The sequence below is a fragment of the Bacteroides sp. 1001136B_160425_E2 genome, from assembly GCF_015559655.1.
Classification (GTDB): Bacteria; Bacteroidota; Bacteroidia; order Bacteroidales; family Bacteroidaceae; genus Bacteroides; species Bacteroides luhongzhouii.
Genome location: NZ_JADMQH010000001.1, coordinates 228,998 through 253,003, shown reverse-complemented (window position 1 = coordinate 253,003; position 24,006 = coordinate 228,998). Strand labels below are relative to the sequence as shown.

16 protein-coding genes are annotated in these 24,006 nt (G+C 43.2%); 4 read left to right on the top strand and 12 right to left on the bottom strand.

Annotation, left to right across the window (positions count from 1 at the left end; genetic code table 11):
• The first annotated feature begins 10 nt into the window (after positions 1–10).
• From I2I04_RS00945 to I2I04_RS00930, 4 genes are read left to right on the top strand one after another with little or no spacing between them, the layout of a single operon-like run.
• Positions 11–1,867, top strand: a complete 1,857-nt coding sequence (locus I2I04_RS00945; RefSeq protein ID WP_143256951.1) for a RagB/SusD family nutrient uptake outer membrane protein — start codon at positions 11–13, stop codon at positions 1,865–1,867.
• Positions 1,868–1,877: 10 nt separating this feature from the next.
• A complete protein-coding gene (locus tag I2I04_RS00940) occupies positions 1,878–3,233 on the top strand; it encodes a glycan-binding surface protein (protein WP_195654059.1) in 1,356 nt (451 codons plus the stop codon).
• Positions 3,234–3,258: 25 nt separating this feature from the next.
• Positions 3,259–5,229, top strand: coding sequence for a glycan-binding surface protein (locus tag I2I04_RS00935; RefSeq protein ID WP_229126893.1), 1,971 nt, complete (start codon positions 3,259–3,261; stop codon positions 5,227–5,229).
• A gap of 42 nt (positions 5,230–5,271) precedes the next feature.
• Positions 5,272–5,673, top strand: a complete 402-nt coding sequence (locus I2I04_RS00930; protein ID WP_229126892.1) for a hypothetical protein — start codon at positions 5,272–5,274, stop codon at positions 5,671–5,673.
• Between the two features lie 738 nt (positions 5,674–6,411).
• Here I2I04_RS00930 and I2I04_RS00925 read toward each other — a convergent pair.
• The 12 genes from I2I04_RS00925 to I2I04_RS00870 all read right to left on the bottom strand — a co-directional run bounded on the left by I2I04_RS00925 (position 6,412) and on the right by I2I04_RS00870 (position 24,003).
• The gene (locus tag I2I04_RS00925; RefSeq protein WP_195654058.1) at positions 6,412–8,949 is read right to left on the bottom strand and encodes a glycosyl hydrolase 115 family protein; all 2,538 of its coding nucleotides are present in this window, start codon (positions 8,947–8,949) and stop codon (positions 6,412–6,414) included.
• A gap of 22 nt (positions 8,950–8,971) precedes the next feature.
• Complete coding sequence (locus tag I2I04_RS00920) at positions 8,972–10,942, bottom strand: sialate O-acetylesterase (protein WP_195654057.1); 1,971 nt, start codon at positions 10,940–10,942, stop codon at positions 8,972–8,974.
• A gap of 373 nt (positions 10,943–11,315) precedes the next feature.
• Positions 11,316–12,131, bottom strand: coding sequence for an N-acetylmuramic acid 6-phosphate etherase (gene murQ / locus I2I04_RS00915; protein WP_143256955.1), 816 nt, complete (start codon positions 12,129–12,131; stop codon positions 11,316–11,318).
• A gap of 31 nt (positions 12,132–12,162) precedes the next feature.
• Positions 12,163–13,014: an ATPase gene (locus tag I2I04_RS00910; protein ID WP_195472197.1), complete on the bottom strand. Its 852-nt coding sequence runs from the start codon at positions 13,012–13,014 to the stop codon at positions 12,163–12,165.
• 13 nt (positions 13,015–13,027) lie between these two features.
• Positions 13,028–14,311 carry an MFS transporter gene (locus I2I04_RS00905; protein ID WP_185911595.1) on the bottom strand — a complete coding sequence of 428 codons (1,284 nt, stop codon included), beginning with the start codon at positions 14,309–14,311 and terminating at the stop codon, positions 13,028–13,030.
• A gap of 14 nt (positions 14,312–14,325) precedes the next feature.
• Positions 14,326–15,696, bottom strand: a complete 1,371-nt coding sequence (locus I2I04_RS00900) for a SpoIID/LytB domain-containing protein (RefSeq protein ID WP_195472192.1) — start codon at positions 15,694–15,696, stop codon at positions 14,326–14,328.
• On the bottom strand, positions 15,693–18,176 hold the full coding sequence (locus tag I2I04_RS00895) for a DUF4922 domain-containing protein (protein ID WP_195472189.1): 2,484 nt from the start codon (positions 18,174–18,176) through the stop codon (positions 15,693–15,695). The genes I2I04_RS00900 and I2I04_RS00895 overlap by 4 nt, the downstream gene beginning before the upstream one ends.
• Before the next feature lie 4 nt (positions 18,177–18,180).
• The gene (locus I2I04_RS00890) at positions 18,181–19,656 is read right to left on the bottom strand and encodes a sodium:solute symporter (RefSeq protein WP_143256959.1); all 1,476 of its coding nucleotides are present in this window, start codon (positions 19,654–19,656) and stop codon (positions 18,181–18,183) included.
• 92 nt (positions 19,657–19,748) lie between these two features.
• A complete protein-coding gene (locus I2I04_RS00885) occupies positions 19,749–21,038 on the bottom strand; it encodes a lamin tail domain-containing protein (RefSeq protein WP_195654056.1) in 1,290 nt (429 codons plus the stop codon).
• Positions 21,039–21,302: 264 nt separating this feature from the next.
• On the bottom strand, positions 21,303–22,337 hold the full coding sequence (locus tag I2I04_RS00880) for a DUF4857 domain-containing protein (protein ID WP_195654055.1): 1,035 nt from the start codon (positions 22,335–22,337) through the stop codon (positions 21,303–21,305).
• 39 nt (positions 22,338–22,376) lie between these two features.
• Positions 22,377–23,045, bottom strand: coding sequence for a hypothetical protein (locus I2I04_RS00875; RefSeq protein WP_195472181.1), 669 nt, complete (start codon positions 23,043–23,045; stop codon positions 22,377–22,379).
• A gap of 70 nt (positions 23,046–23,115) precedes the next feature.
• Positions 23,116–24,003, bottom strand: a complete 888-nt coding sequence (locus I2I04_RS00870; protein ID WP_195654054.1) for an ABC transporter ATP-binding protein — start codon at positions 24,001–24,003, stop codon at positions 23,116–23,118.
• Between the last annotated feature and the right edge of the window lie 3 nt (positions 24,004–24,006).

Below are 24,006 nucleotides of genomic sequence, written 5' to 3'. Positions count from 1 at the left end.
GAAAACTTCCATGAAAAAGAATATTATATTATCAGTTGTTTGTGGAATGGTCGCGATGGCAAGCCTTACTTCCTGCAATGACTTCTTGCAAGTAAGTGCCACCAACCAGAAAGAAATGGACAAATCCTTTACTACTTATGACGAGTTGCGTTTGGCAACAGCTTATCTTTATATGAAACCTTGGTTTGGTTTTCACAGTACCCGTCTGTTTGCGATGGGAGATGCACGCGGAAACAATATCTACGGTGACAACAACAACGAGACAGGCTATGCTCCTTATTGCCTCTTTACCGACAAACCCAATACACCCGGACTTGCCGATGCGTGGAATTCACTTTACATTGTTGTTACGCAGGCAGACTACATCATTAACGATTATGCGCCACAGGGACGCCAACATTTCAGTGAAGTACAAGCGAATGCTTGCGAGGGAGAAGCACGTTTCATGCGGGCGGCGGCTTATTACTATTTGGCTTCCTACTGGCATGATGTGCCCATTATGGAGAATCCAATTGCTCATACGGAAGCTTTCAATATGGCTCCCACACGCTTCGAGGATGTGATTCGCTACGGTATCCGCGACTTGGAGTACGCTGCGGAGTGGTTGCCGCTTGCCGACGCGGATGGTCGTGTGACTCGCTATTCGGCTTTGGGACTACTGGCACGCTATTATGTAACGCTGGCAGCGTATGCGCGTGGCGGACACTGTACACAGGCTACTATGGATTATTATGAGGCCAGCGGTTCTCACGATTTGGCTGACATTCTTTACGGCTTGGCCAAGGAGGCTGCCGGAGAAGTGATTCTTGCTCAGAACAGATATGGATTGATGGAAGAATATGAAGAAATCTTCCGGGTACAGAACAATAATTGCAAAGAGGTATTGTTTGCTTTGCAACCGCTGCAAGGTGTCGACTCCTACGGAATGGGTAACAGCAACGGAAGCGGTTTGTGTTCTTACACAGAATTGCTGAACGGCTTAAGTGCCTACAACTCCTCTTATGTATCTTACGACTGCCTGCGTATGCTGATTAATTCCGGCGGACGTTCCCGTCTGCGTGGTAATGTGCTTTGTCCGGGAGAGTTCTATGACTATATCGGTACACATTTAGAGGATGGTGGTTGGGCTGCCGGATATAAAGGCGGACAGAAAGCGGCTGGATTGGAAACGAACAGAAAAGTTGCCTTCAAGAAACAGGTGGTAGGCAGTGCGGAAGATACCGACAATATAGCTATTTCCGGGAACTCCGGTTTTTGCACACCGATGTTGCGCCTTGCGGAAGTTTACCTGCTGTATGTGGAGGCTTGTATGGGAACCAGTGATGAGCTGACCGACCGGGGGGCCTTGAAATATTACGACGATGTCCGGAAGCGTGGCTACAAGATGGAGATAGAGAGTGGCGAATTGACCTACTATGACACCAACTATCTCACCCGTAATGATTTGTTGAGAGAATTTCGTGTAGAGTTCTTTATGGAAGGTCTTTGGTGGCCTACGTTGGTACGCCGTTCGTTTTACGACACAAAGTGGGTGACCGACTTTATCAATAATGAGTTGGTTATTATGACCGAAGGTGATGAAGGAGGACAGGTACGCAGTGACGAATGGGACAGCAACAGATGGTATGCTTACTATTATACGATAAACAAGAACACTCTTCAGGCAGCATTCAGCTCTGACAGTCCCCGCCAGTCCGACGGAGCCAAACTGGCGGTGCGAGCTACTCATACTCCATTGGCGGAAGGAGATTACGTACATTCAAATACCTCTGATGACAATGTATGGGCATTTTCTTATCCGGAAGTGGAAAGTACCCGTGACCCGTTATTAAATACAGCACCTGTTGCTTATGATTTTAACAAATAAGATGACTACTATGAAGATAACAGATAAGATATTAACGAATTTGTGTTTGAGCACTTTATTGTTGTTCTCGTTGTTTGGCATATTTTCTTGTTCTGACGACGATGATGATGTCCGCATATACAGTGTGTGGAGCAATATGCTTGGTGAAGAAGCCAAACAGATTACCTCTGTTTATACCGGAACCTGGATTCGGGTGGACGGTAGCGGCTTTAGTGGTTTGCAAGCTATTTATTGCAACGGTTTGCAGGTGAAGGAATACAATTCTACTTATATGAGTGACTCTCATCTTACGTTTAAAGTTCCCTCCAGCGTTCCGATGGCACATGAGATAGAAGATGAATCAGTGAAAAATACCCTCAGGGTGGTAACTTCCCACGGTGAAGGAGTATACCGTTTCATCTTTAAGGATGTGAACAAGATGCCCGGTATTACTGATGTGTCATACACGCTGCCCCATCCGGGCGACTACATCACCCTTATAGGGAAGTACCTCAATGGTGCATCGGCCGTTTACTTTCCGGGCAATGACGGCAATGAAGTGCAGGTTCCCTATATCGAGGGCGCTGGGGATATGGTGGTATCCGAAGATGGAACGCGGATAACTGTTAAGGTGCCTGATGGAGTGGGCGAACGGAGCGGTTCCCTCCGGGTGGAGATGGCAGAATTGGGTGAGAACTATTATACCCCCAATTATATGTTCTACGACAAAGCAATGTTTGTGCACGACCATGAAGGAACCACAGCTTTGAACTATGGTGTGTCCGGAAGCGTAGTCTCTCCGCAGAAATGTGCCTATTACTCAATCAACGCGGTGGATGTGCCGCAAGTGCCCGCAGGTGCCAGAGCCTATGTCTTCAGTATACCCGAAACAGCTCCGGCCACTCTTCCGGTGGTAAGCGATAATAATTCGCCTTTCGGTTATTTCCGTTTCAATACAGGAATGCAATTACAGTATCTGATAGACAACAGTGACGGAGAATGGGCCAGAGAAACGGATGCCCGCAAGGCTGCTTTGCAGGCAGACATCTATATGAACCATGATTGGAGCACCGGTGTGGTAGGCTGGCGCATGAACAAGAATGGCGGAAAGGGTAATGGTGAAAGTGCATGGAATGTGGCTTCGTGGACTAACAATAAGCCATACGCATTTAACGGCAGCTGGAAGACTCTTACTTTCGAGATACATACCAAGTATGCCAACTTGGGCGAGGCGATTGATGCTTGGAGTGTGAGCGGTGTACACTCACTGTTCACTATCCTCAACTTCGATGTCCTGTCGGCCGGATTGACCATGAAAGAGGGATCGGATTTCCGTATGTTCATCACCAACTTGCGTTTGGTTCCCTATGTGACTCCGGAAGAATAAAATATAAACATGAAACAGATTAGATATGAAAACTTTTAAATCTATACAATCGGGAATAATTGCTTGTCTGATAATAACCTTTGTAATGGGATTATTTTCTTGCAGCGATGACAATGAAACGGTAGATAATCTGCTGCCTCCTACCATTGTAAAAGTGTGTGTTTGGGATGAAGACATTGAAGAATGGATTATTCCCGGAGCAGAAAGTAAAATTCGGATTGGTACTCCTTTACGTATTGAGGGTACTAACATGGCGCAGACGATTGCCGTCTATATCAATGGTGGGCTCATTTCCGTTTTTCATGCGGAAGACAATGCGATAGAGTTTGTTATTCCAGACATTCCTGTAGATGAAGGAGCGATTAAAGAGGTTAACCTCAATTTGATCCGGGTAGTGAATAAGGCGGGAGCCGCTACTTGTACGGCCGAAGATTTTCAATTCTTTGGCAGGCAAATTACTGTGACCGGTTTTTCGCTGACAGAAAATGAAGGAAGAACGTGGGAAGCAGCGCAAGAACTGCCGATAGGTGGTAAGATACGTATTGAGGGTAACGGACTGAAAACAGCCAATGAACTGTATATTAATGGTGCTTCTGTTGATTTGGCCGGTATCCCTGCCGAAGAAAAGAGCGATGCTTTCCTGATTGTGACTATTCCGGAAACTTTGCCTTTCGGGAATGCTGTCGAGAATCTGGACAGCCGGAATAAGATGCGTCTTGTGACGGCTTATGATGATCGCACGTTGGATTGTGTTATTGCGGGCAAGCAGGTAGAAATCAGCCGAATTACAGATGCAAATGGTAATGCCATTACGGAAGCCGGGCGCAACTCGGTGGTTGTCATTGAAGGAAAATACTTTGCCACTTTTCAAAAATTGTCTTTCAACAATCAGGAAATAGAGCCGACAACGATAGAAAGCAACCGTATCATTTTCACAGTACCGATAGATGCGGAAGATTTTACAGTGGGCGACGGAGAACTGACTGTTGTCAATGCGTATGATGAAAATGGTGTTAGCCGGGAATTTACTCTTTTAGGTTTTGTCCCTAGTGTGACGGAAATTTCATATACGATGCCTAAACCAGGTAATGTGATCCGGCTTACAGGTGTCAATCTGTACGATAAGGCGAAAGTCTTTTTCCCTTCTTCCACAGGTGAAAAGGAAGGTCTCGTTCAGAGTGCTTCATCGGATGCGACTTCCATGGATGTACTCGTGCCGGAAGGTGTAGGAGATAAGGCAGGATATATTCGTATAGAGAGCGAAGGTGCTGATGTTGAAGTGAAAGGAATCGTCATGTTCTACAAACAGGGAGTGTTCTTGCAAGAGTTTACGGATGAAGAGTTGAAACTGGGCAGTCCGTCAGGAAGTCCTATGGCGTATAATAAATCAGCATTGTATAACCCGGATAACCGTCCGGCAAATGATACTCATCCGGTGAATCCCGATTACTTTATTTACTTTAAGAGTAGTTCTGTTCCGGTAAGTACCAGTAGCCATGGAGCTTATTTGAGATTCTCGACAAGGAGTCAATTGGAAAAGCTATTGGAGAAAACGGATATTGAGATAACCAGAGAAACTCTGATTAAAGATATTGCGATGCAGGTCGATATATATATGCCTACCCCATGGATAAGCGGAATGTTGGCTTGGCGTGTGAATAAAGACGGAGGTGGGCTGAATGGATCCCGTAATATAAATATTGCTCCGTGGAGAGTGGATAAACCATTTGACTTTAATGGAGAATGGCATACCTTTACTTATAGATTCACAGACTTCATATTGGATACGGCAGGTGAGTCGGAAACAATGACGCTGGGAGCTTGGTTAAGTAAATATGCTATAACTTATACGTCATTGTTTACTTTCTCTAATGGTAATTTCATGCACAAAAATGGTCAGACTGCAGATCCTCAATGGAATTGTGTGAATATTACAGACTTTGAAATGGGACTTGCCAATATGCGTTTGGTTCCGCTAGTGCCAATAGAACTATAATAAAAGAATAATATGAGAATACGAATGAAAAGTTTCTTACTTATGTTTTGTTTGTTTGCCGCAATAGCAGCGAACGCAAAAGAAGAGCCTATTCAACTTTTCCCTCGGACGTATGGGTATTTCTCCAGAGGAGACAGCGAAACACAGACGATTACTTATGACCATGCTTACGGACAGTACGGTTGGAAGAATACGAAAAATGTGGACCTTTCCATTTATAATCATATTGTTTTAGAGATAGAGGCTACAGACTCTCGTGTGGAAATCTATGTACTTTATGATGGAGTTGAAAAGAGCACTTGTATAGGAGGAATAGATGCCGGAAAAACGAAAACCGTTTGTGAACTTGAACATATAGATAAGGTGCAGGCGATTTACATCGCTAAATCAAAGGTAGGTATAACCAAGATTGTCAAGTTTGTGCTGACAGATGAAATAGATTAAGTATTTATTTGTTGAAAGAAACAGTCCTCACTACGGAATTATTCTCCGTAGCGAGGGCTGTTTTTGTGTATAATCGACCTCTTATTCGGAAAGTTATTAGCCTGTAAAAATCCTATCTAATTTATGATCTCATGCCTTTGAGTAAAATCACACTATTGTGCTCAGGTAATATATCGTGATTGGTGTTCTTTTTATTATCAGCCTTGCCTTCTTGTCAAGTAGCTTGTTTGCAGGTTGATTAAGTGGGGAAATATAAGAAGAGAAGCTGGTATAGTTGCGTTGGGATGCCGGTATCGTTCCATTAAAGTACCGGTATCATTAATTTCCCACGGCCGTGACAAGATCTTCCCACGGCCGTGGTAGGAACTCGTCACGGCTGTGGGAAGAAGCTACCACGGCCGTGAAGAATTAAGTATACCGGTATCCTGATCGAACAATAGTTATTGAATGATATAAGTATGCCGGTTGTATGACGGATGTTTAATGGCGGCTTTTCTTGAAAGGTAAGTAAAGCTGGAGGATAGGAGATATGGGAGAGCAAAATCATAAAATAATAGGCTGACAATAACATTTTATAAGTTTTATTGTCAGCCTATTGTCAGGGCTTATTGTCAGCATCTAATGGGTTGAAAATCATTTATCTAATGAATAGGAATGACGGCTGACAATAAGAACTGCAAAATTTATATGTAAATACAATCAGTGTGTAGTAATTGACTTGTCTCTACATTGATCTTTTTATCTATTATCTCTCTTGCTTTTCGATTCATTCATAAACAGATAAGATTTCTTGTAGCCTCCGTAGTCTACAACCAACTTTTCCAGCACGATGCCCGGATCAAGAGGTTTGAAAGTGATTGTATGCATACCGTCCGATGTATTCGGTACATTCAGTTTGACCTTTTTCTCAACGATGCGTCGTGCGACTGTCGGATAGTATATGCTGTATACATTTTCAGGAAGCTCATTCAGATTATGATTGAAATTGATTATCTGATTCTTTCCTCCTTCGAATCCGATACTGTACTCATGCCCTTTCCGGTCGTGGAAAGCAAGAGTGGATTTCACTATCACGTGAACAGTCACTTTGTCGACTCCTTTGGGCAACTTTATCTTGTAGGAGATAGAAGCTCCGTCAGTAGGTTGTGTGTAAGGCATCAAAGCCATGCCACTAAGGGTACGCCCCATATAGGGAATCACTGTCCATTCCGTACCAGGCGCTGCTTTAGCGCTGTAGTAATGTTCGGCTTCTATGGCTATATATCCGTCTTGTCCGGTGAATACGTATCCACCGACAGCCTTTTCCGGATGCTCGATTCGGTAGATTTTAGGCAGTGTATCAGCAGGGAAATTATCATTCCATGAGGTATAACCGATATGTTTCTGAATCATCATGTTCTTCCATTTGCCGCCGGACATAACGTTGTTATAATCGTCACTCAACGCTTTATCCCTTGCAAAAGCCTGTTCCACTTTATCTGCCCATTCATTAGCTTGCGGATTGTTTTCTTTATACAATTTATGGTTCATGGCTTGTGCATAATACATCTCGTACAGGTTTGCCATTGCTTGAACAGGGAAGAGGATTAATTGCTTGTAGGCATCTTTATATTCCGGTTTCAGTGATATGTATTGTCTTAAAGCTTCCGCTTCCAGTTTCAGATATTCATCAGATACTTGTTTCCATTCGCCGGTCTCCAGGTTATAAGTATTCCGGTCGAGCATTTCTCCTGTCACGCGGCCGTTGTATTTGCTGTACAGGTTTAAGATTCGCATAGCTTCATCCGCCTGATCTTCGCCAAACTGTTGTGCGCAGAAACGGCGGGGATGATCCAGCAAGTTGGAGACGTTGAATTGCTTGGGATTCCATGCCATATCCATGAAGAGCGTGATCGGATATTCCATTGGTTTCAAATCGCCTACATTCAATATCCACAGCTTTTCTACTCCGTAATCGTATGTGAGTTGAAGTTGCTCCCACATATTTTGTATAGGCGTTACGTTCAGCCATTTGGAGTTTCTCGGAGCACCTACGTAGTCTACATGGTAATACATGCCCCAACCGCCCGGATGCTTACGTTCTTTGGCATTTGGCAGGCGGCATACATTGCCCCAATTATCATCACACAATAGCATGATAACATCATCGGGCACACGCATACCTTTATCGTAATAATCCAATACTTCTTTATACAACGCCCATACTTGCGGAGTCTCTTTGGCCGGACGTTTGGTGACTTCCTCAATAATCTTACGCTGGTTTTTAACTACATTTTCCAGAAGTTTCACATTGGTGCTTTCGCTCATGGCAGCATCTCCGTCTCCGCGCATACCGATGGTTACGATATCTTCTGTGCCCTGCATCCGTTCGATGCCTTCACGGAAAAATTGGTCGATTACTTTTTGGTTGGTCGTATAATCCCATGCTCCATACTCTTTGCGTTTGCGTGACCATTCTTGATGATTGCGTGCCATCGGTTCATGGTGGGACGTGCCGATAATGACTCCCATTTCACTTGCTGTTTTACTATTCTGCGGGTCGTCAGCATAGAAAGCCCAGCTCCACATGGCCGGCCAAAGGAAATTACCTTTCAGGCGTAGTATCAGTTCACACACCTGTGCATAAAAACGATGGTCGCCATAGTTGGTGCTGTAAGTGTGTTTTACCCATCGGGTAAGACACGGTGCTTCATCATTCAGAAAGATACCGCGATAGGTTACGGCCGGCTCTCCGTCCGAGTATTGTCCGGGTTTAATATATACATTTGCTTGTTTCATGACGGGAACATCTGCCCACCAATGCCAGGGAGATACTCCCATCTGTTCAGAAAGCTCGTAGATACCATAAATAGTGCCACGTCTGTCGCTGCCGATGATAACTACCGCTTCATCTATTCCCTCACAAGGATGGGCGATGACTTGCAGGATGTATTTTTCATTTTTTCCATCCAATTCCTTTTTGTCTATTTTTCCTGCTGACACCAGCTTCTTTGTAAAAGGAGTGCCATAAGTACCTGCAATGATACACCGTTTCGAACTTGTGCTTGTGATGAGTTCGGGCTTTTGTCCGCATACTTGCAGTATGTCTTGTTGAAGATTGCCGGCAGCAATCATTACTCCTTTGTCTTCGGAAGAATCTACATATATCGGACAAGGAACTCCTTTGGATATCAACGGAAAATGATTACCGGTCGGTGTGAATACTACGAATTGTTCAGCGGCAAATGCCGCTATACTCACAACAGAGAGGTAGAAGAACAGAAATAATTTTTTCATGGTTTCAATATTTAATAGTTTGTTAATCATTTATCTTACGTTTCACTGTTACCGGATATTCTACTTTGTAGATGATTGGTAATTGAAAACTCGATGCGGGAAATCCTTCTGTATTGTAGATGGAAGAGGGGGGATTGTTTTCCCATGCATAGCGGATGCTTGACGGTATTCCTTTTCCGTTCCAGATGGCGATTACATGATCGCCTTCGGTATAGGCTTCTACAAATTTATATTTTCCATCATTGGCAGCAATGGCAATGCCTTCTAATGATTTAGCGTGTTTTAAAGTGCCCGTTCCTTGCTTGAAAAAGACAACGATCCGACCGTCTTCTTTCAGTTCGGCAACCTCTGCCATAGGACCTTCTGCTATGATATTCTTCTCACCGAAAGCTAGCTTATTCATTTGAAGCACACAACGGTGTGCCAAGTCTTTTTTGTTGAGCGGATGAATATCATTACTTTCACCTAAATCAATGGCAGTAGCCAGTCCGGCATTCTTTAACTGAAGACTTGCTTTACGTTGTGCTTCACGCACTTGTGCGTTGCCGCTTTCTACAGGCACCTTGCTTCTTTGTTGGTAATTCGCAAGTTGCACGATGACGAAAGGCAGGTTTTTATTGTTCCATTGGATACGCCAGTCGTTTACAAGATCAATCAGATGTTTTTCATAATGTTTGCTACCTTCAGGACCCGTATCTGACTCTCCTTGATACCAGATTACACCTCGTATTCCGTAGTTGCGTAACGGATGAATCATGCTATTGTATAGTCCGGTGGGTTCATTTTGGAATCCTGTAGTAGAGGGAATACGCTTCATTATACAGCCTGTTTTATACTGCCACATAGCGGTCAGCGGAATTGTTTGCCCGGCTATTTCCAATTGGTAAGGCTTCCCTTTTACAAATTCCGGTCGGCCGGCACTGCTGACAAGACGGATGACAATCTCGTTTTCACCGGCACGGAGTAAGTCTGTCGGGACCTGATAGATACGCGGTGGATATTGATAACTTGTTCTTCCTATACAGATACCGTTTATATAAGTAGCATCCGAGTCTTTTAGTGTTCCCACGCGTAAAACAGCTTGTTGTCCGGCTAATGATTCGGGTATGTTAATTCGCTGGCGGAAGTAATGTACTCCATTGATAGGAGCGTTCCAACTACCTCCCCAGTTCGAGTTGAATACATCCACTTCTTCCCAATCTGAAGCATCGAAGTTTTTATGCGTCCATTTTTCTTTGTTTCCAAGATCATTGGACGATTGCAGTCGATGCCATTGATTCACTTGTTCTTTTTGGGCGTTCTTCACAGAATCCGGATAATCGGGATTGATGTACTGTGGGGATTGGAGCTTTTCCCGGAATCTGGCATATTTCTCGAGTGACTGGCGGGTAGACCATGATGCTATGTTTGTCCCTCCCCAGCTACTATTGATAATGCCAATTGCAACTCCTTTCTCTGCCTGCATTTCTTTTGCGAAGAAATAACATAGGGCTGCGAAGTCCAATGCATTCTCCCGGGTACAGATTTTCCATTCATTATTGCTATCTTGTTGAGGTTCGATAAAGTTGTAAGCATACGAAGTTTTGGTATAACGGATCAGATTATTTTCATACGATACGATTTCATCCTTGTATTTATCCATGACACGCTTTACGGTAAGTTCCATATTCGATTGTCCGCTGCATAGATACACGTCGCCGACGTATACATCTTGTATTATTTTCTGGTTGACTCTCAATTCGTAGGGACCTCCGGCCTTGTGCTTCTGCAGATTGACCGCCCATTCTCCTGTTTTAGAAGCCCGGGTTTTGTATTGCTTTCCGTTGAATTCGATAACAACTGTTTCTTTGGGATCTGCAAAACCCCATAATGGGATAGGGGTGTCACGTTGTAAAACCATCCTGTCGGAAAAGATTCCGGGAAGTCTTACTTCTGCCTGCATACCTATTGTATATAACAGCAGGCTCAAAATGATGCAAATGTTCTTCTTCATAAATAGTATATTGAATGAGATTATCTTCTTTGTGTCTTAAATTCTAAGAATGGTTTATTTTTCGTCTGTACTGTGACACGATGCAAAGATAGTTGGTATTGATAAGAACGGGCTTTGGGTATGTTTCAATTATTTATACTGTTGATACCAATCCGCTTTTTCTTGAAGTTTTTTTCTTCGGGGATAAAATGAAGAAGTGTGAACAAACCGGTTTGTTCAATAAATGGTTTTGATTTTGTTTCAAAATCATTTTGTATTGTATCTATGAGGCTGTCGGATGAATAATAATGGTTAATGTATCATATTCCGTATTAATAAGATTGGTATGTGATTCGTATAATATAAGTTGGTTAAACAAGAGTAAGTAGAGATTTTAATGATCTTGAGAATATCGGTAAGAGTCAATCGCTTTTTTTACTGAACCGTGTAACAGCAACAATTTTTGTGCATGGTCATGATCTAATCCCAGTTCCTCCATAATCATCCTGGTTCCTCTTTCTACCAGTTTATGATTACTAAGCTGCATGTTTACCATCTTATTTCCTTTCACCCGTCCGAGTTGAATCATCACCGACGTACTGATCATGTTCAGAATCATTTTCTGTCCGGTGCCTGATTTCATTCTCGAACTTCCTGTGACATATTCCGGACCGACAATCATTTCGATGGCGACATCGGCTTCTGCCGCCATTGGAGAATCGGGATTACTGGTGATACAACCTGTCAGGATACCATGCTTGCGGGCTTCTCGTAAGGCACCGATTACATAAGGAGTAGTTCCCGAAGCTGCAATGCCAATCACTGTATCTTTTTGATTGATATGATATTCCGTAAGTTCCTCCCATCCCCGGTTCATATGGTCCTCGGCACCTTCTACCGGATTGCGCAGGGCGGTATCCCCACCGGCTATCAATCCGATAATCCAGGTAGGGGGCATTCCGAATGTCGGAGGTATCTCTGAAGCGTCCAGCACTCCCAAGCGACCACTGGTACCTGCACCCATGTAAAAGATACGTCCACCCTGTTTCATGCGGGGCACAATTTGATTGACGAGCAGTTCGATTTGTGGAATGGCTTTTTGAACGGCTAGCGCCACCTTTTGGTCTTCCCGGTTAATGTCTTCTAATATTTCCCGTACGGACTTCTTTTCCAGATTGTCGTAGAGCGACGGTTGTTCGGTTATCTGCATATTGATAATGGCAATTGAGTAAAAATACAAATTACAATGGTTGAGATGAAGCGGTATGATATAAAATTAACCCCTCCATCGGACTTTGGAGAATCTTTCCGATTCTGACTCCTGTCTCTTGTGCAGCTTCTTGTAATATCTCCCTGTAGCAGTGAGCCACTGATCCGATAAAGTGTACAGGATACTGCGTGTAATCATATTGCATTACGTTTCTTCGGAAGAAAGCAATAAAACTGCCAAGCACTAATTGTCGTATCCCCGGCTCTTCCAGATGTTGCGCTATAAAAGGGGACAGACTTGCCAGAAAACGATTCGGGAAGGGCTGACGGTAAACCCGGTCGATGATTTCGGGAGCTGTCAGGTCGAATTGTTTTAGAAATGCTTCTTGGATGGCAGGAGAAAGTTGATTCTTCAGAATGTCTCCCACCAGTAATTTGCCAAGGACGGCTCCGCTTCCCTCGTCGCCCAGGATGAATCCAAGAGGGGAGATGTTGTTGACAATCTCTTCACCATTGTAGAAACAAGAATTGGAACCTGTGCCGAGGATGCAGGCAATCCCTGCTTCATGTCCGCATAGTCCGCGGGCAGCGGCAAGCATATCCGAGTTGGCTTTGATATTTCCGATGACGGGCAGGCTGTCGGCGATGGCCCGCCGGAGAACAGGAGCCCTTTCGGGAGTGCATCCTGCACCATAAAAAAAGACGGAGTTGATCGTTCCTTCCGGTAGTTGTGGTAGAAGGGAATGTGTCAGCTCTTGTTGAATTTCTTCTTCTGATTGGAAGAAGGGGTTAATTCCTTTTGTTCCAATTCGTTTGATTGGGGTGCCGTTGAAAACGATGCACCAGTCGGTTTTGGTAGAACCACTATCTGCAATGAGTATCATATCTTTGAGCTTTTTATTGTTTCTTTCCGAAAGCATCTTCCAGTCGGTTGCGAATCATTAATGAGGCGACGATACCGGGTATGGTACAAATACAAACCCAGATAAAGAAATTTGTGTATCCGAGATGTTCTTGTATCCATCCTGCAGGCATCCCCGGAAGCATCATGCCCAGTGCCATAAATCCGGTTCCGATAGCATAGTGCGCCGTTTTGTGTTCACCTTCCGCAATATAAATCAGATATAGCATATAAGCGGTAAAGCCGAAACCATACCCCAGCTGTTCGATAGCTACACAAATGGCTATAAATATAGGATTGTCCGGGGTGGCGGCAGCCATCCATACATATAATAGATCGGGAATGTTGATGGCTAATGCCATGGGTAATATCCATTTTTTGAATCCGTCGCGGGAAACGAGGAAACCACTGATGATTCCACCGAGTAACAAAGCTACGACGCCTATGGTACCGTAGATCATTCCGACAGTTGCCGTAGATAAACCCAGTCCACCTTTATCGCTAGTGTCGAGCAGGAAAGGAGAAGCAATTTTGGCTAACTGTGATTCTCCCAACCGGTAGGTGAGGAGGAAAAAGAACATGAGACCCAGGTTCTTTTTCTGAAAGAATGTGACAAAGGTCAGGAGAAAATCTCCCAACAACTTACCCGGTGTGAGTCCGGGACGTTTAATATCCGAATCAGGATGGGGGAGGATAAGCCGATGATAGATAGTAAGAGCCAGAAATAATCCGGCGAGAAGGTAGAATGTAATACTCCATGCCAAGGGAATATTGTTCTGTGATGTTTCCAGCCATCCTGCCAGCATGACTAGAATTCCCTGCCCGAAAATATTAGCAAGCCGATAAAACGTATTTCGAATACCGACAAAGAAAGATTGTTCCTTATTATTGAGTCCGAGCATATAGAAACCGTCTGCTGCGATGTCATGCGTAGCGGAACTGAACGCCAACAACCAGAAAAAGGCAAGAGTCAACTGTACATAATGAGCAGTCGGAATAAAGAAGGCTATTCCTGCAAATCCGGCAGCGATGAAACCTTGCATGGCAATAATCCAGGCGCGTTTCGTTTTCACCAGGTCGACGAATGGACTCCATAGCGGTTTGATAGTCCAGGGAAGATAGAGCCAGGAAGTGTATAAGGCTATTTCCGTATTGGATAATCCCAAACGTTTGTACATGATAACAGCAATTGTCATTACCGCTACATAGGGCAGCCCTTCTGCGAAGTAGAGGGTTGGTATCCAGCTCCAGGGATTTCTCTTTATAGTGGGTGTTGTCATGGTATTATTCTTTTTTATTGATATTGTTTTTCGAGCGTACTGCCGGGGTAATAGTGAGACAGTATTTCTTCATATTTGTAACCTTGCTCTCCCATTACGGCAGCACCAATCTGACAAAGTCCTACTCCATGTCCCCATCCGGCTCCGGTAAGGATGAATCGTGAAGGTATTTTATCCTCTTTATGTCCTTTTTCTTCATATTCCTTATCTACAACGAAGGCGGAGCTATACAGATGGGAAGTGGATAGGGTACGACGTATTTCCAGTTCTTTTCCGATAATAAGCGTTCGCAAGGTTCCTACAATTTTCAATCGCACAAGACGTCCCGACGTTCCACGTTCTATAGGAATTAAATCCAGAATTTGCCCGAAATCAATTCCCGAACGTTGATGAATCAGTGTTGAAAGTTCTTGTTGGGAATAGCTGACTTTCCAACGATAGAAGTCTGCCGTTTCCTGGTCATAGTTGTTTAATACCTGACCTAGAATCTTTTTATCCTGCGTGTTGCAGAATGCGTCAGGTGAAGTACGGATCCATTTGTCAGCCTCTGTCTCTATTGTCAAATCGGGCAGTTGGTTTTCGACCTTACAATCCCGTTGACCGATGAGATAGGGGTGCTTTACGTTTTCCCAACAATTCTGGAACTCTTCAAAAGCTCCGCCGCAACATTTAGAGAAACGGGTGTCACAAATCGTTCCTGCATACATCAATACTTCACCCCGGGTAGCAATGACTGCTTCGATAGCTTGTGGTGTTGAGGCACGTGTAATTCCTTGATACCGTTGGCAGTGATCGTCTGCACATACGTCAAAGTTCTTGTGTGCTTCGTGGTCGTACCATTTGATAAATTGAGAATTGAGGATGGAGAATTGAGAATTGGCTACGCTATCCTTTTGTATAGACTTTCCTATTTTCTCGTTCTCCATTTCTTGGTTTCTACTCTCTGTCTTCCACTTATTCAACAGCCAGCTTCGGGAGATAACGGCATGTGCCTTTAGCAGTTCTAAAGAAGCAGTAGCACTCATTTCTGATGAAATCACACTGATGAGATATTCCTCGATGGAGATCACATTGATAGCAGTGAGTTGCTCTTCTTCAATGATTATTTTTAGCTCTCCTTTGAACCTTTGACTTTCTTTACGTTCCCAATGAAAGTTGATGCCGATAGTAACATCCTGCAGTTCGAAGAAAGAAGAAGTAGGCTGTTGAGGAGTGAAGGATAGTTTGTCATACTCTTTCCCCTGCCAACAGATTTTTCCTTTCTGATAGACGGTTTGCTGTATTCCGGAGATTACTATTCCATCAGAAGATATAAAGCTTTCCGGAAAAGAGAACCTAATCTCTTTTCCGGAAAGAATTCCAACTGCGATATGAGGTTCGGTCATAATACGGCTTTAATGCGTTCTGATATTTCTTGTAGCTTTTCCTGAGATATAGATACTTCCCGATAGATATCGTATATCTTTTCAATAGTCAGTTTCTTCATATCTTCTTCACGTACTATGGGAAATATTCTGTTCATTTCGGCAATGGCGGGACTAATAAGAATCTGTTCGGCTCCTTCTGCGTAGTAACAGTCCGGACGATGTTTGTTGCGTAGGAAGATATTACAAGAATAAGGGCGTGCGGCCACTGATTCAAATTCATAGTCGTAGTTATCTCCGAAGAATTCTTTGGTGCGTTCCAGACCATACCAGGCAAGAATATTCATCATGGGCTCTTTCCCGTGGCTATTTGCCGCCAAAATGTCGTAAATCTGATAAAAGGTTTCTGACATTGTTTTCTTATTGTCCGCCTGGATATTGATTAAACAGACAGGAGAATTTACAGAAATTATATTCACCTGATCGTTGTCTATTAATTTCGAACAAGTATTATCGTTATCGGTATCGTAAAACACTCCATATATGATTTCGTTTTTGCTACAGGCTTGAAAATGAGCATGGTCGGGAGCAGAGGCTCCACATTCCGGACCATTATACATGAGGAAGTAGTCTTTCATGATGTCGGTGAATTCTATCATGTCTTCAAAACGTCCGGTTATGGATTGCGGTTGATGTTTCTTATCCGCGATCGTGAGGTGGGTATTGAATATGGGGTAGGGATTTACCAGTATCTGATAATTCCTATAGCTGAGAAACTCTTGTTCCTGCGGGCGGTTTGTCTGGCAGAGGAAGCAAGACCGCGAGTGAATAGAGGTGGCATCTGTCTGTGCGGTAGTCGACAAAATACGTTTCGGATTAAAGAATAATTGTGCTTGTACATATTCGCCATCTATCTCTCCATTCATTTTTTTTGTTTGTTCCCGATATTGTTCCAGCGCTCGGAAATTCTCTTTGGCAAGTTCCCATGAAAGGATTTGCTTTTGGAATAACTGTTCGATTTCTTGCTGGAAATTCTCTAATAGCGCATCTTGTTGTTGGATGCGTTGTTGCAGTTCCCAGGTGCGAAGCCGGTCTTTATACAAATTGTTTTGGTTGACTTTCTCGACGGACAATGCAGCGTCCGAATTTCCTTCCCATCGGCGGCAAAGGTAAATCACGTCGTATATTCTGCCTATCTGATAATCGCGTGAAATTCTCAATCCAAGGGCATAGTCCTCTCCATAGCTTGTGTTTGGAACTTTGATTTCCCGAAGAATGGGCGTATAGAATGCACGGGGAGCTCCCAGACCGTTGATACGTAATGCGTTGTTCCGTCCGTTGTCGGGTGTCCATTCTTTATGGTCAATGATGCCGGGAGCAATTTCCTGCATCTCAAAGTCGGTCATCATATAAGTGCCGATTACCATGGCGCATTTCTGTTGATAGAAAGCGTCGACTATGATTTGCAGGGTATATTCGTCTTTGTACACATCGTCGCTGTCAAGCTGAACGGCAAACTTTCCACATTTTTCATGGTGGATGCCTACATTCCAGCAACCACCGATGCCAAGACTGTCCTTATCAGGAATTACGTGGATCAGCCGTTGGTCGGTGCTTAGTGATTGAAGTACTTCAGACGTGCCGTCTGTTGAATGATTATCAATCACAATGACATTGAAAGGGAAAGTCGTTTGCTGACTTAAAGCTGACTGAACAGCCTCTTTAATCGTGCGTATGCGGTTGCGCACGGGGATAATAACAGAAGCTTCATATTCGAAAACGGAACTGGAAAAGTCCACAAGCCCGGCATCCTGATTCAGATAGCCGCCGATTGCTTTTAAATGACTGGTACATGCCTGTTCCATTTCGATTTGTACCTGGCGATTTTTAGGGTCTACGTAGTCAAATTGTTTTTCACCGCTTTTTCGTAAGTCATTTTCTACTTCCGTGTATAGATATTCATTGATATGCACCAGTTCGCTCTTTTGAGAAACTTTGAGTCTTAAATCATATAGACCTGCATATTGATATTTCTCTTTTGTAGCTTTTGCTGCTTTCTTGAAATCATCGCTTCGGAACAATAATAATGAACCGAAATCGAAATCATCCCGAAGACTGCCGAGTTGATAGTCAATGGTTGGAGTCGGTTTTATTGTGCCGCCCACCTGTTGATTGTGATCTGCGTATACCATGCCTGCCTGACTCATTTCCATGATTTGAACCATTCTCTCAAGTGCAAACAGATTCAATTGCAGCGCAGTATGTTTGGTATAAAGCAAGGTATATGTTCCGTTTGAATGTGCGGCAATGGCTTGCATTGCTTCTGTGGATTGTAACTTCTCTACATTGATAAGTTCACATCCGGGAAGACAGACATTGGTAATAGGGGATGCTAATAAATAGATGTTATCTACTAACTCCGATGCACGTAATTCTTTCACCGTTTTCATGGTTTCTTCCAACCTGCTAAAAGGGAGAAAACAGTTGATTGTTGTTTTCATTATCTTATTTTTTAATGGGGTGTGACGTCGCTTTGTCTTGTTTTTTAATGAGCAAAGATAGCCCGATAAAGGTAAACAAAGCATTGATTATCAGTAATTCGTAGCTGATTTGATAACCGTTGAACCATGCTTCCGAATTCCTTTGCAGGACATAACAAAGTACAGGAGAAGCGATAGCTGCCAACGGAATATATTTGTCATAAACTTGTTTCTTGGTGAAGATACCGAAAGCAAATAGTCCGAGGATGGGACCATAGGTGTAACTGGCTAATGTATAAATAGCATCGATCACACTGGTATTGTTCAGTAGGTTGAAAATGAAAATAACGATTCCCATAACAATAGCCATACCGATATGTACATGTTTGCGTATCTTGCTAAGCGCTGTATCTCCTTTTCGCTGTGCATGTAAGATATCTACAGTGAAAGAAGTGGTCAGGGCCGTAAGTGCCGAACCGGCAGCCGAGTAAGCGGAAGCTATTAATCCGATGATAAAGAGTATACCTACTATTCCCGGAAAATAATCTCCTGTGGCAATCATTGGGAATATCTCATCACTCTTGTCCGGATTGGCGATTCCCTGCTTTGCCGTAAATGTATAAAGCAATACACCGAGCATGAGGAACAACAAAATGACAAAGAATTGCGAGATACCGCTTGTAATCATATTCTTTTGAGAATCCCGGAAGTTCTTACAGCTAAGATTGCGTTGCATCATATCCTGGTCGAGTCCGTTCATGGCAATGACGGTGAACACTCCTGCAAGAAACTGTTTGAAGAAATAGCGTTTGTCGTTCACGTCATCAAAGAAAAATGTTTTGGAGAAGTCACTATCTGATATGGTAGTAATCAGGCCGCTAAAGTTGAGGTGCAAGCTGGAAGCTATGTAATGAATGCATAGTACCACAGAGACTACCAGGCAGAATGTTTTCAGCACATCCGTCCATATCAATGATTTCACTCCGCCCCGGAAGGTATAGAGCCATACTATAAATACGGTAAGCATGACATTCAACAGGAAAGGAAGATGGAAAGGCTCAAAGATCAGCAGTTGCAGTGTCAGGCATACCAGAAATAGTCGAACGGCAGCTCCCAGCATTTTTGAGATAAAGAAGAACCATGCTCCTGTTTTATAAGATGATGCTCCGAATCTGTTCTCCAAATATTCATAAATAGAAACTAGATTCATCCGATAGAACAGTGGGACAAGTACAAAGGCTATAATAAACTGCCCGACTATAAAGCCGAGTACCATTTGCAGATAAGAGAAACAGCTGGTTTGTACCATGCCCGGAACAGAGACAAAAGTAACCCCCGAAATCGTGGAACCAATCATGGCAAAAGCAACAATATACCATGCCGATTTACGGTTTCCGACAAAAAATCCCTCATTGTCGGCTTTGTGTCCTGCTATATAAGAGATAGTGAACAGGATTATAAAGTATGCCACAATAGTAATAGATATAACGGCTGGACTCATATCTGCTATTTAAGTTCGTTTGAGGATGAATGATCCGAATCAGTTTTTCTTTGTCTACAAAAGTAGGGAATTTATCATATATATGTATACTCTTATATGTTTTTTATTCCCGGTGTGCCTCCGGTGACATGCTTGGAGGAACGCCAATTCTTATTGAGTGAAGACAACTCCGGTGATTTCTTTCCAAGTGAAATGCCGGTTGTCCTTTTGTTGTCAGTATCGTGCATCTCATCTCTAAAACGACAAGTATCAAAAGTTTGTCCTTTCTCCGGTTTCTCGCTACAAGAGAGTGCCAGATAGCCTCCGTCGTTATTAAGAGTCGGGAATTTGGATATTTCTATCAGGTTCTCTCCATTTACTTTATGTTTTTGAATGACCTTACCGGTGTATTTGGTGAAGCAAAGATAGCTTTTGGATGGAATGGTGAGGGGAGCGGAGGAATTCTCCTTGTAAAGAGTTGTGGTGCTGTATACGGTGCCGCTTTCATACATTTTATATAGATAGAGAGCTGGCAGACTAATTGCTTTTTCTCCCGGATTGTAGATTTCTATATATTCTGCACCATCAGTAGCATTGTTATACATTATTTCATTGAAAAGAAGCATACCTCTTACATCTTCCGGTAACTCGGGAAATTCGGGAGTGTCAGGGTTGTCCGGTAGATCTGTTCCGGGATTATCAGGTATTTCATCAGGTGTAGTGTCCGTTTCTACGTTATTAGATAGCTGTATGTGATGAAATGTGAATCCTTTACAGCGGGTTTTGGTATAAATGCAGTATATACCGCAATAGTGAGAAGTTTGTATATCGGTATCTTTTATTTGTTTTTCTTTTACGTATTCATTCTCGGATTCACGTCGTGTCCAAAAAGTCCAGTAACCATTATTGTCACATTCTACTTTTATATATAGTTTTGGTGAAGAGTCTCCTTTCATCAACTCTCTTCCCGAGGCCAGTAGTTTAGATTGGTCTCCGTTTTGACGATAAAGAGTTACATTATCTTTTGCTCCTCCTATCTGAATATAATAACCGTTTAAATTACCGGAAAGAATGTTTGAGGAAGAAGTCAGATAAAATCGTGCATAATTGTTGGCGGAAGGGTTGAAGGTAAGGTGAACTCCAAATTCCCAACGGGTATTTTTTACAGAAGTGGAAGGAATGGTGACATAAGCTGTTCCGGCGTCTTCCTGTGGATCATTCAGATGGATTCCTTCTTTAGAATTGATGGTAAATTTGTCCATCTCTCCTTCCCAGGGAAGTTCGGGCGTGATAGTGTCTTCTCCTTCTAAATCTCCCTTTTCTTCGTCATCAGCAGGGAGCGAACAATTATAGAACAATATGATGAAGATACTTAGGAAAGCAAATGCTTGGTAAACTTTCATACGTTTCTTAATTTGAGTTTTTTCGTTTTACCGTATTTGTTTGTGTATAATGCAGAAGCAATTGCGGTTTTAATAGTTGAATGAGTTGACAAAGGTAGACTTTTTTGTTGGAAAAAAGACCATATTTATTGAAGAAATAATTGTAAATCCTTTTGTTTTTTTTGTAAATGCGTGGAAAGGAAACAGTGAGGGGTTATCAAAAGTCAATAAATCAGATATGACTTTTGATAACCCCTCACTGATGTTACATTCAATATTGAGACATTATTCGAAGCGTGGCATTACATATTTATCAGTGTAAGATGTGAACGTAATACCTGGCATGGAATGAACGTTCGATTTGTTCTCCAACTTCTTTATCAACGAATAATCGTTGGCATCCAATGCGTAATAATTGTCTGAAGCCGGAGTTGTCACGCGGACTGTCCAGTCGAACATATTACCGATGATGGTGAGCGCATCCGTTTTTGGATCAAATGCCGGAATCCCTGTTTTTACGATTTCATATGTCCGGTTCTGCAACACATAGAAAGCGTTGTTGACATCGGTCATAAAAGCAAGTGTCTTTTTGTTTCTGAACTCGGTCAGATACAGATGTTCTAATGTCAGGCCTTCAGGCAAGGTGATGGCACGGACATACGGGCGTCCTTTCACCTGTTTCAGATGAAACAGACGGCGGTCTGCGTCCAACAGAAGATAACCTTCGTCATACTCCTTTTTTACTGTCGGATTTCCTACGATCTCCGTTGCCGGAAAACGAAAATCCTTCTTAGTCATAGCTTCGGTAAACTGAAGGCTTTTATCTTCCTTCACGCTGTTGGTAGCCATGTCGATAAATTCGATCCCTTTGGAGGTGATACGGAATACGTCATCCGGCATTTTCAGGTCTACACGTCCTGACATAGATTCCATCAGCGGGTAAAGTCCGATAGAAGGCGTGTTTATATCCGAAGGTACACTACGGAAGTTGAAGTTTTCCGTCTGCACTATTTGGGGAGTCACTGCGATTCCTTGAATGGTATCCGGAAAACGCTCATCAGACATCAACTGGCGGAAATAAAACATAGGCAGGATGCTGTCGAAAGCAGCTTCCGAATAAATGTTTCCTGCAAGGTCGCGGCGCACGGTTCCTTTCCCTTCTTCTTGTCCCATCTGGGCGAAATCGTCAATTACGAAACTATACAGGGTAAAGGGAGTCTTTTCCGGCTTTACGATAAAGAAATTGTAACACCAAGGCAACTGCCAAAGAAGCAGAAAAGCGATGGTTACATATAATAGTATGGTACTGAAACGTCTCATTTCTCAATCTTTTAATATTTAATCTTTTATTTTTATTGGTTAATCCTGTTTTCCAGCTTTGAACCGTACGATAGAGAGCCACGAGAAAGAGGCTGTCAACAAAGTATAGACCACTAAATAAGGGAGAAACTTGTTGTATGCTTCCGGTGTAGGCGACAGGAAGAAGATTCGGAGTAACAATACTGCGATAATGAGATTCAGGATACGGCGTTTCCATGCCGGTTCGAGGCAAATCCATGCGACGAGCAGATAGCCGGAGATGCCGGCGAGATACCACGTTAAAGCGGTTAGCAGTATGTGGTTTTTGAGTTCATGAGCAAGTATTCCGTTTAGATAGATCTCCATCAACAGGAAATTGGAAGCGAAGCAGACAAGAAGCAATATGAGTCCGGATAGTAACATATTGCCTGTCATTTTCAGTTCCGGATAAGGCAGATGGAGAGTCAGTTTCAAACATTTGCGTTGCATCTCGGGGACAAACTGCACGATTGCCATCAGGATTCCGGCAATCAGAGGGATATATTGCAGCATATCAATGAAGATGACATCCCGTTGCAGCATGACTTCCCATACATGGGCAGCCCCTTTCATTTCTACCACCCGGTTGATGCGGAGCATACAGTAGCCTGTAAAACCAAGTGTGGTGAGCACGGCAAGCAGAAAATACCACCGTGTCTTTATCCATTCTTTATAAAATATAGCGTACATTCTTGAGGATTTATGATTTATGAATGATGATTTATGGGTTACGAGTTGCCAACTCTTATTCTTAATTTAATCAGTATTTCCCGGTGAGCCCGATAAAGGCATCTTCCAAATTCACTTGTTCACAGTGCAAGTCTGTGTAGGGCACTGACATTGATTTCAGTTTGGCTTCTGTTTCTGCCGGTTGCAGGAAGGAGAAAGTCTCCAACTGGTTCCGCATGACAGAAGGATGGTAGAAATCATCCGATGCAGGAAGTTCATAACCTTCGGGTATAGTGAAGGTGTAGCGACGTCCTTTTTCCAGTAATTCGGCGATTGGTTTCTGAATCAGTATCTTTCCGTAGTCCATAATAATGCAGTCGTCAACGAGACGTTCCATATCCTGAATGATATGTGAAGTCAGAAAGACGGTTTTTTCTTCCGAGCGGGCGTAGTCGCGGAGATAGTCGACAAACAGGCGGCGGTAGCCGGGATCGAGTCCGAGTGAGAAGTCGTCCAGTACCAGAAGTTCCGGATTTTGTGCAAGGATAAGTCCGAGAGCTACTTGAGAGCGCTGTCCGCAGGACATACGTGAGATACGTTGTCCGGGAGCTACTTTCAGTTTATTCATCAGTTCGTAGTACGCTTCTTTTTTCCACTGGCCGGGGTAGAAGGCTGCGTAGAATTTTTCTATTTCGGTGATGGTCATGAATTGGTATTGCACATGACCTTCGATGAGCAGTCCGATATTGCGGCGCAGAGCCGGTGCCATTGTTTGTATCTCCTGTCCGAAGATGCGGCATTCCCCCGAACGGGGTTTCAGGTAACCGCTCAAGATATTGATAGTGGTGGTTTTGCCCGTACCGTTCTTTCCCAATAGTCCCAGGATACGTCCTTTAGGCACTGTGAAACTAAGGTTTTCGTAAATCAACCGTTTGCCATAGTAGTGCGTCAGGTTGTTACATTCGATAATTTGTTCCATTTG

Coding starts and splice junctions, on each gene's coding strand:
- I2I04_RS00945 (WP_143256951.1), top strand. CDS start 11: ATGAAAAAGAATATTATATTATCAGTTGTTTGTGGAATGGTCGCGATG.
- I2I04_RS00940 (WP_195654059.1), top strand. CDS start 1,878: ATGAAGATAACAGATAAGATATTAACGAATTTGTGTTTGAGCACTTTA.
- I2I04_RS00935 (WP_229126893.1), top strand. CDS start 3,259: ATGAAAACTTTTAAATCTATACAATCGGGAATAATTGCTTGTCTGATA.
- I2I04_RS00930 (WP_229126892.1), top strand. CDS start 5,272: ATGTTTTGTTTGTTTGCCGCAATAGCAGCGAACGCAAAAGAAGAGCCT.
- I2I04_RS00925 (WP_195654058.1), bottom strand. CDS start 8,949: ATGAAAAAATTATTTCTGTTCTTCTACCTCTCTGTTGTGAGTATAGCG.
- I2I04_RS00920 (WP_195654057.1), bottom strand. CDS start 10,942: ATGAAGAAGAACATTTGCATCATTTTGAGCCTGCTGTTATATACAATA.
- murQ (WP_143256955.1), bottom strand. CDS start 12,131: ATGCAGATAACCGAACAACCGTCGCTCTACGACAATCTGGAAAAGAAG.
- I2I04_RS00910 (WP_195472197.1), bottom strand. CDS start 13,014: ATGATACTCATTGCAGATAGTGGTTCTACCAAAACCGACTGGTGCATC.
- I2I04_RS00905 (WP_185911595.1), bottom strand. CDS start 14,311: ATGACAACACCCACTATAAAGAGAAATCCCTGGAGCTGGATACCAACC.
- I2I04_RS00900 (WP_195472192.1), bottom strand. CDS start 15,696: ATGACCGAACCTCATATCGCAGTTGGAATTCTTTCCGGAAAAGAGATT.
- I2I04_RS00895 (WP_195472189.1), bottom strand. CDS start 18,176: ATGAAAACAACAATCAACTGTTTTCTCCCTTTTAGCAGGTTGGAAGAA.
- I2I04_RS00890 (WP_143256959.1), bottom strand. CDS start 19,656: ATGAGTCCAGCCGTTATATCTATTACTATTGTGGCATACTTTATAATC.
- I2I04_RS00885 (WP_195654056.1), bottom strand. CDS start 21,038: ATGAAAGTTTACCAAGCATTTGCTTTCCTAAGTATCTTCATCATATTG.
- I2I04_RS00880 (WP_195654055.1), bottom strand. CDS start 22,337: ATGAGACGTTTCAGTACCATACTATTATATGTAACCATCGCTTTTCTG.
- I2I04_RS00875 (WP_195472181.1), bottom strand. CDS start 23,045: ATGTACGCTATATTTTATAAAGAATGGATAAAGACACGGTGGTATTTT.
- I2I04_RS00870 (WP_195654054.1), bottom strand. CDS start 24,003: ATGGAACAAATTATCGAATGTAACAACCTGACGCACTACTATGGCAAA.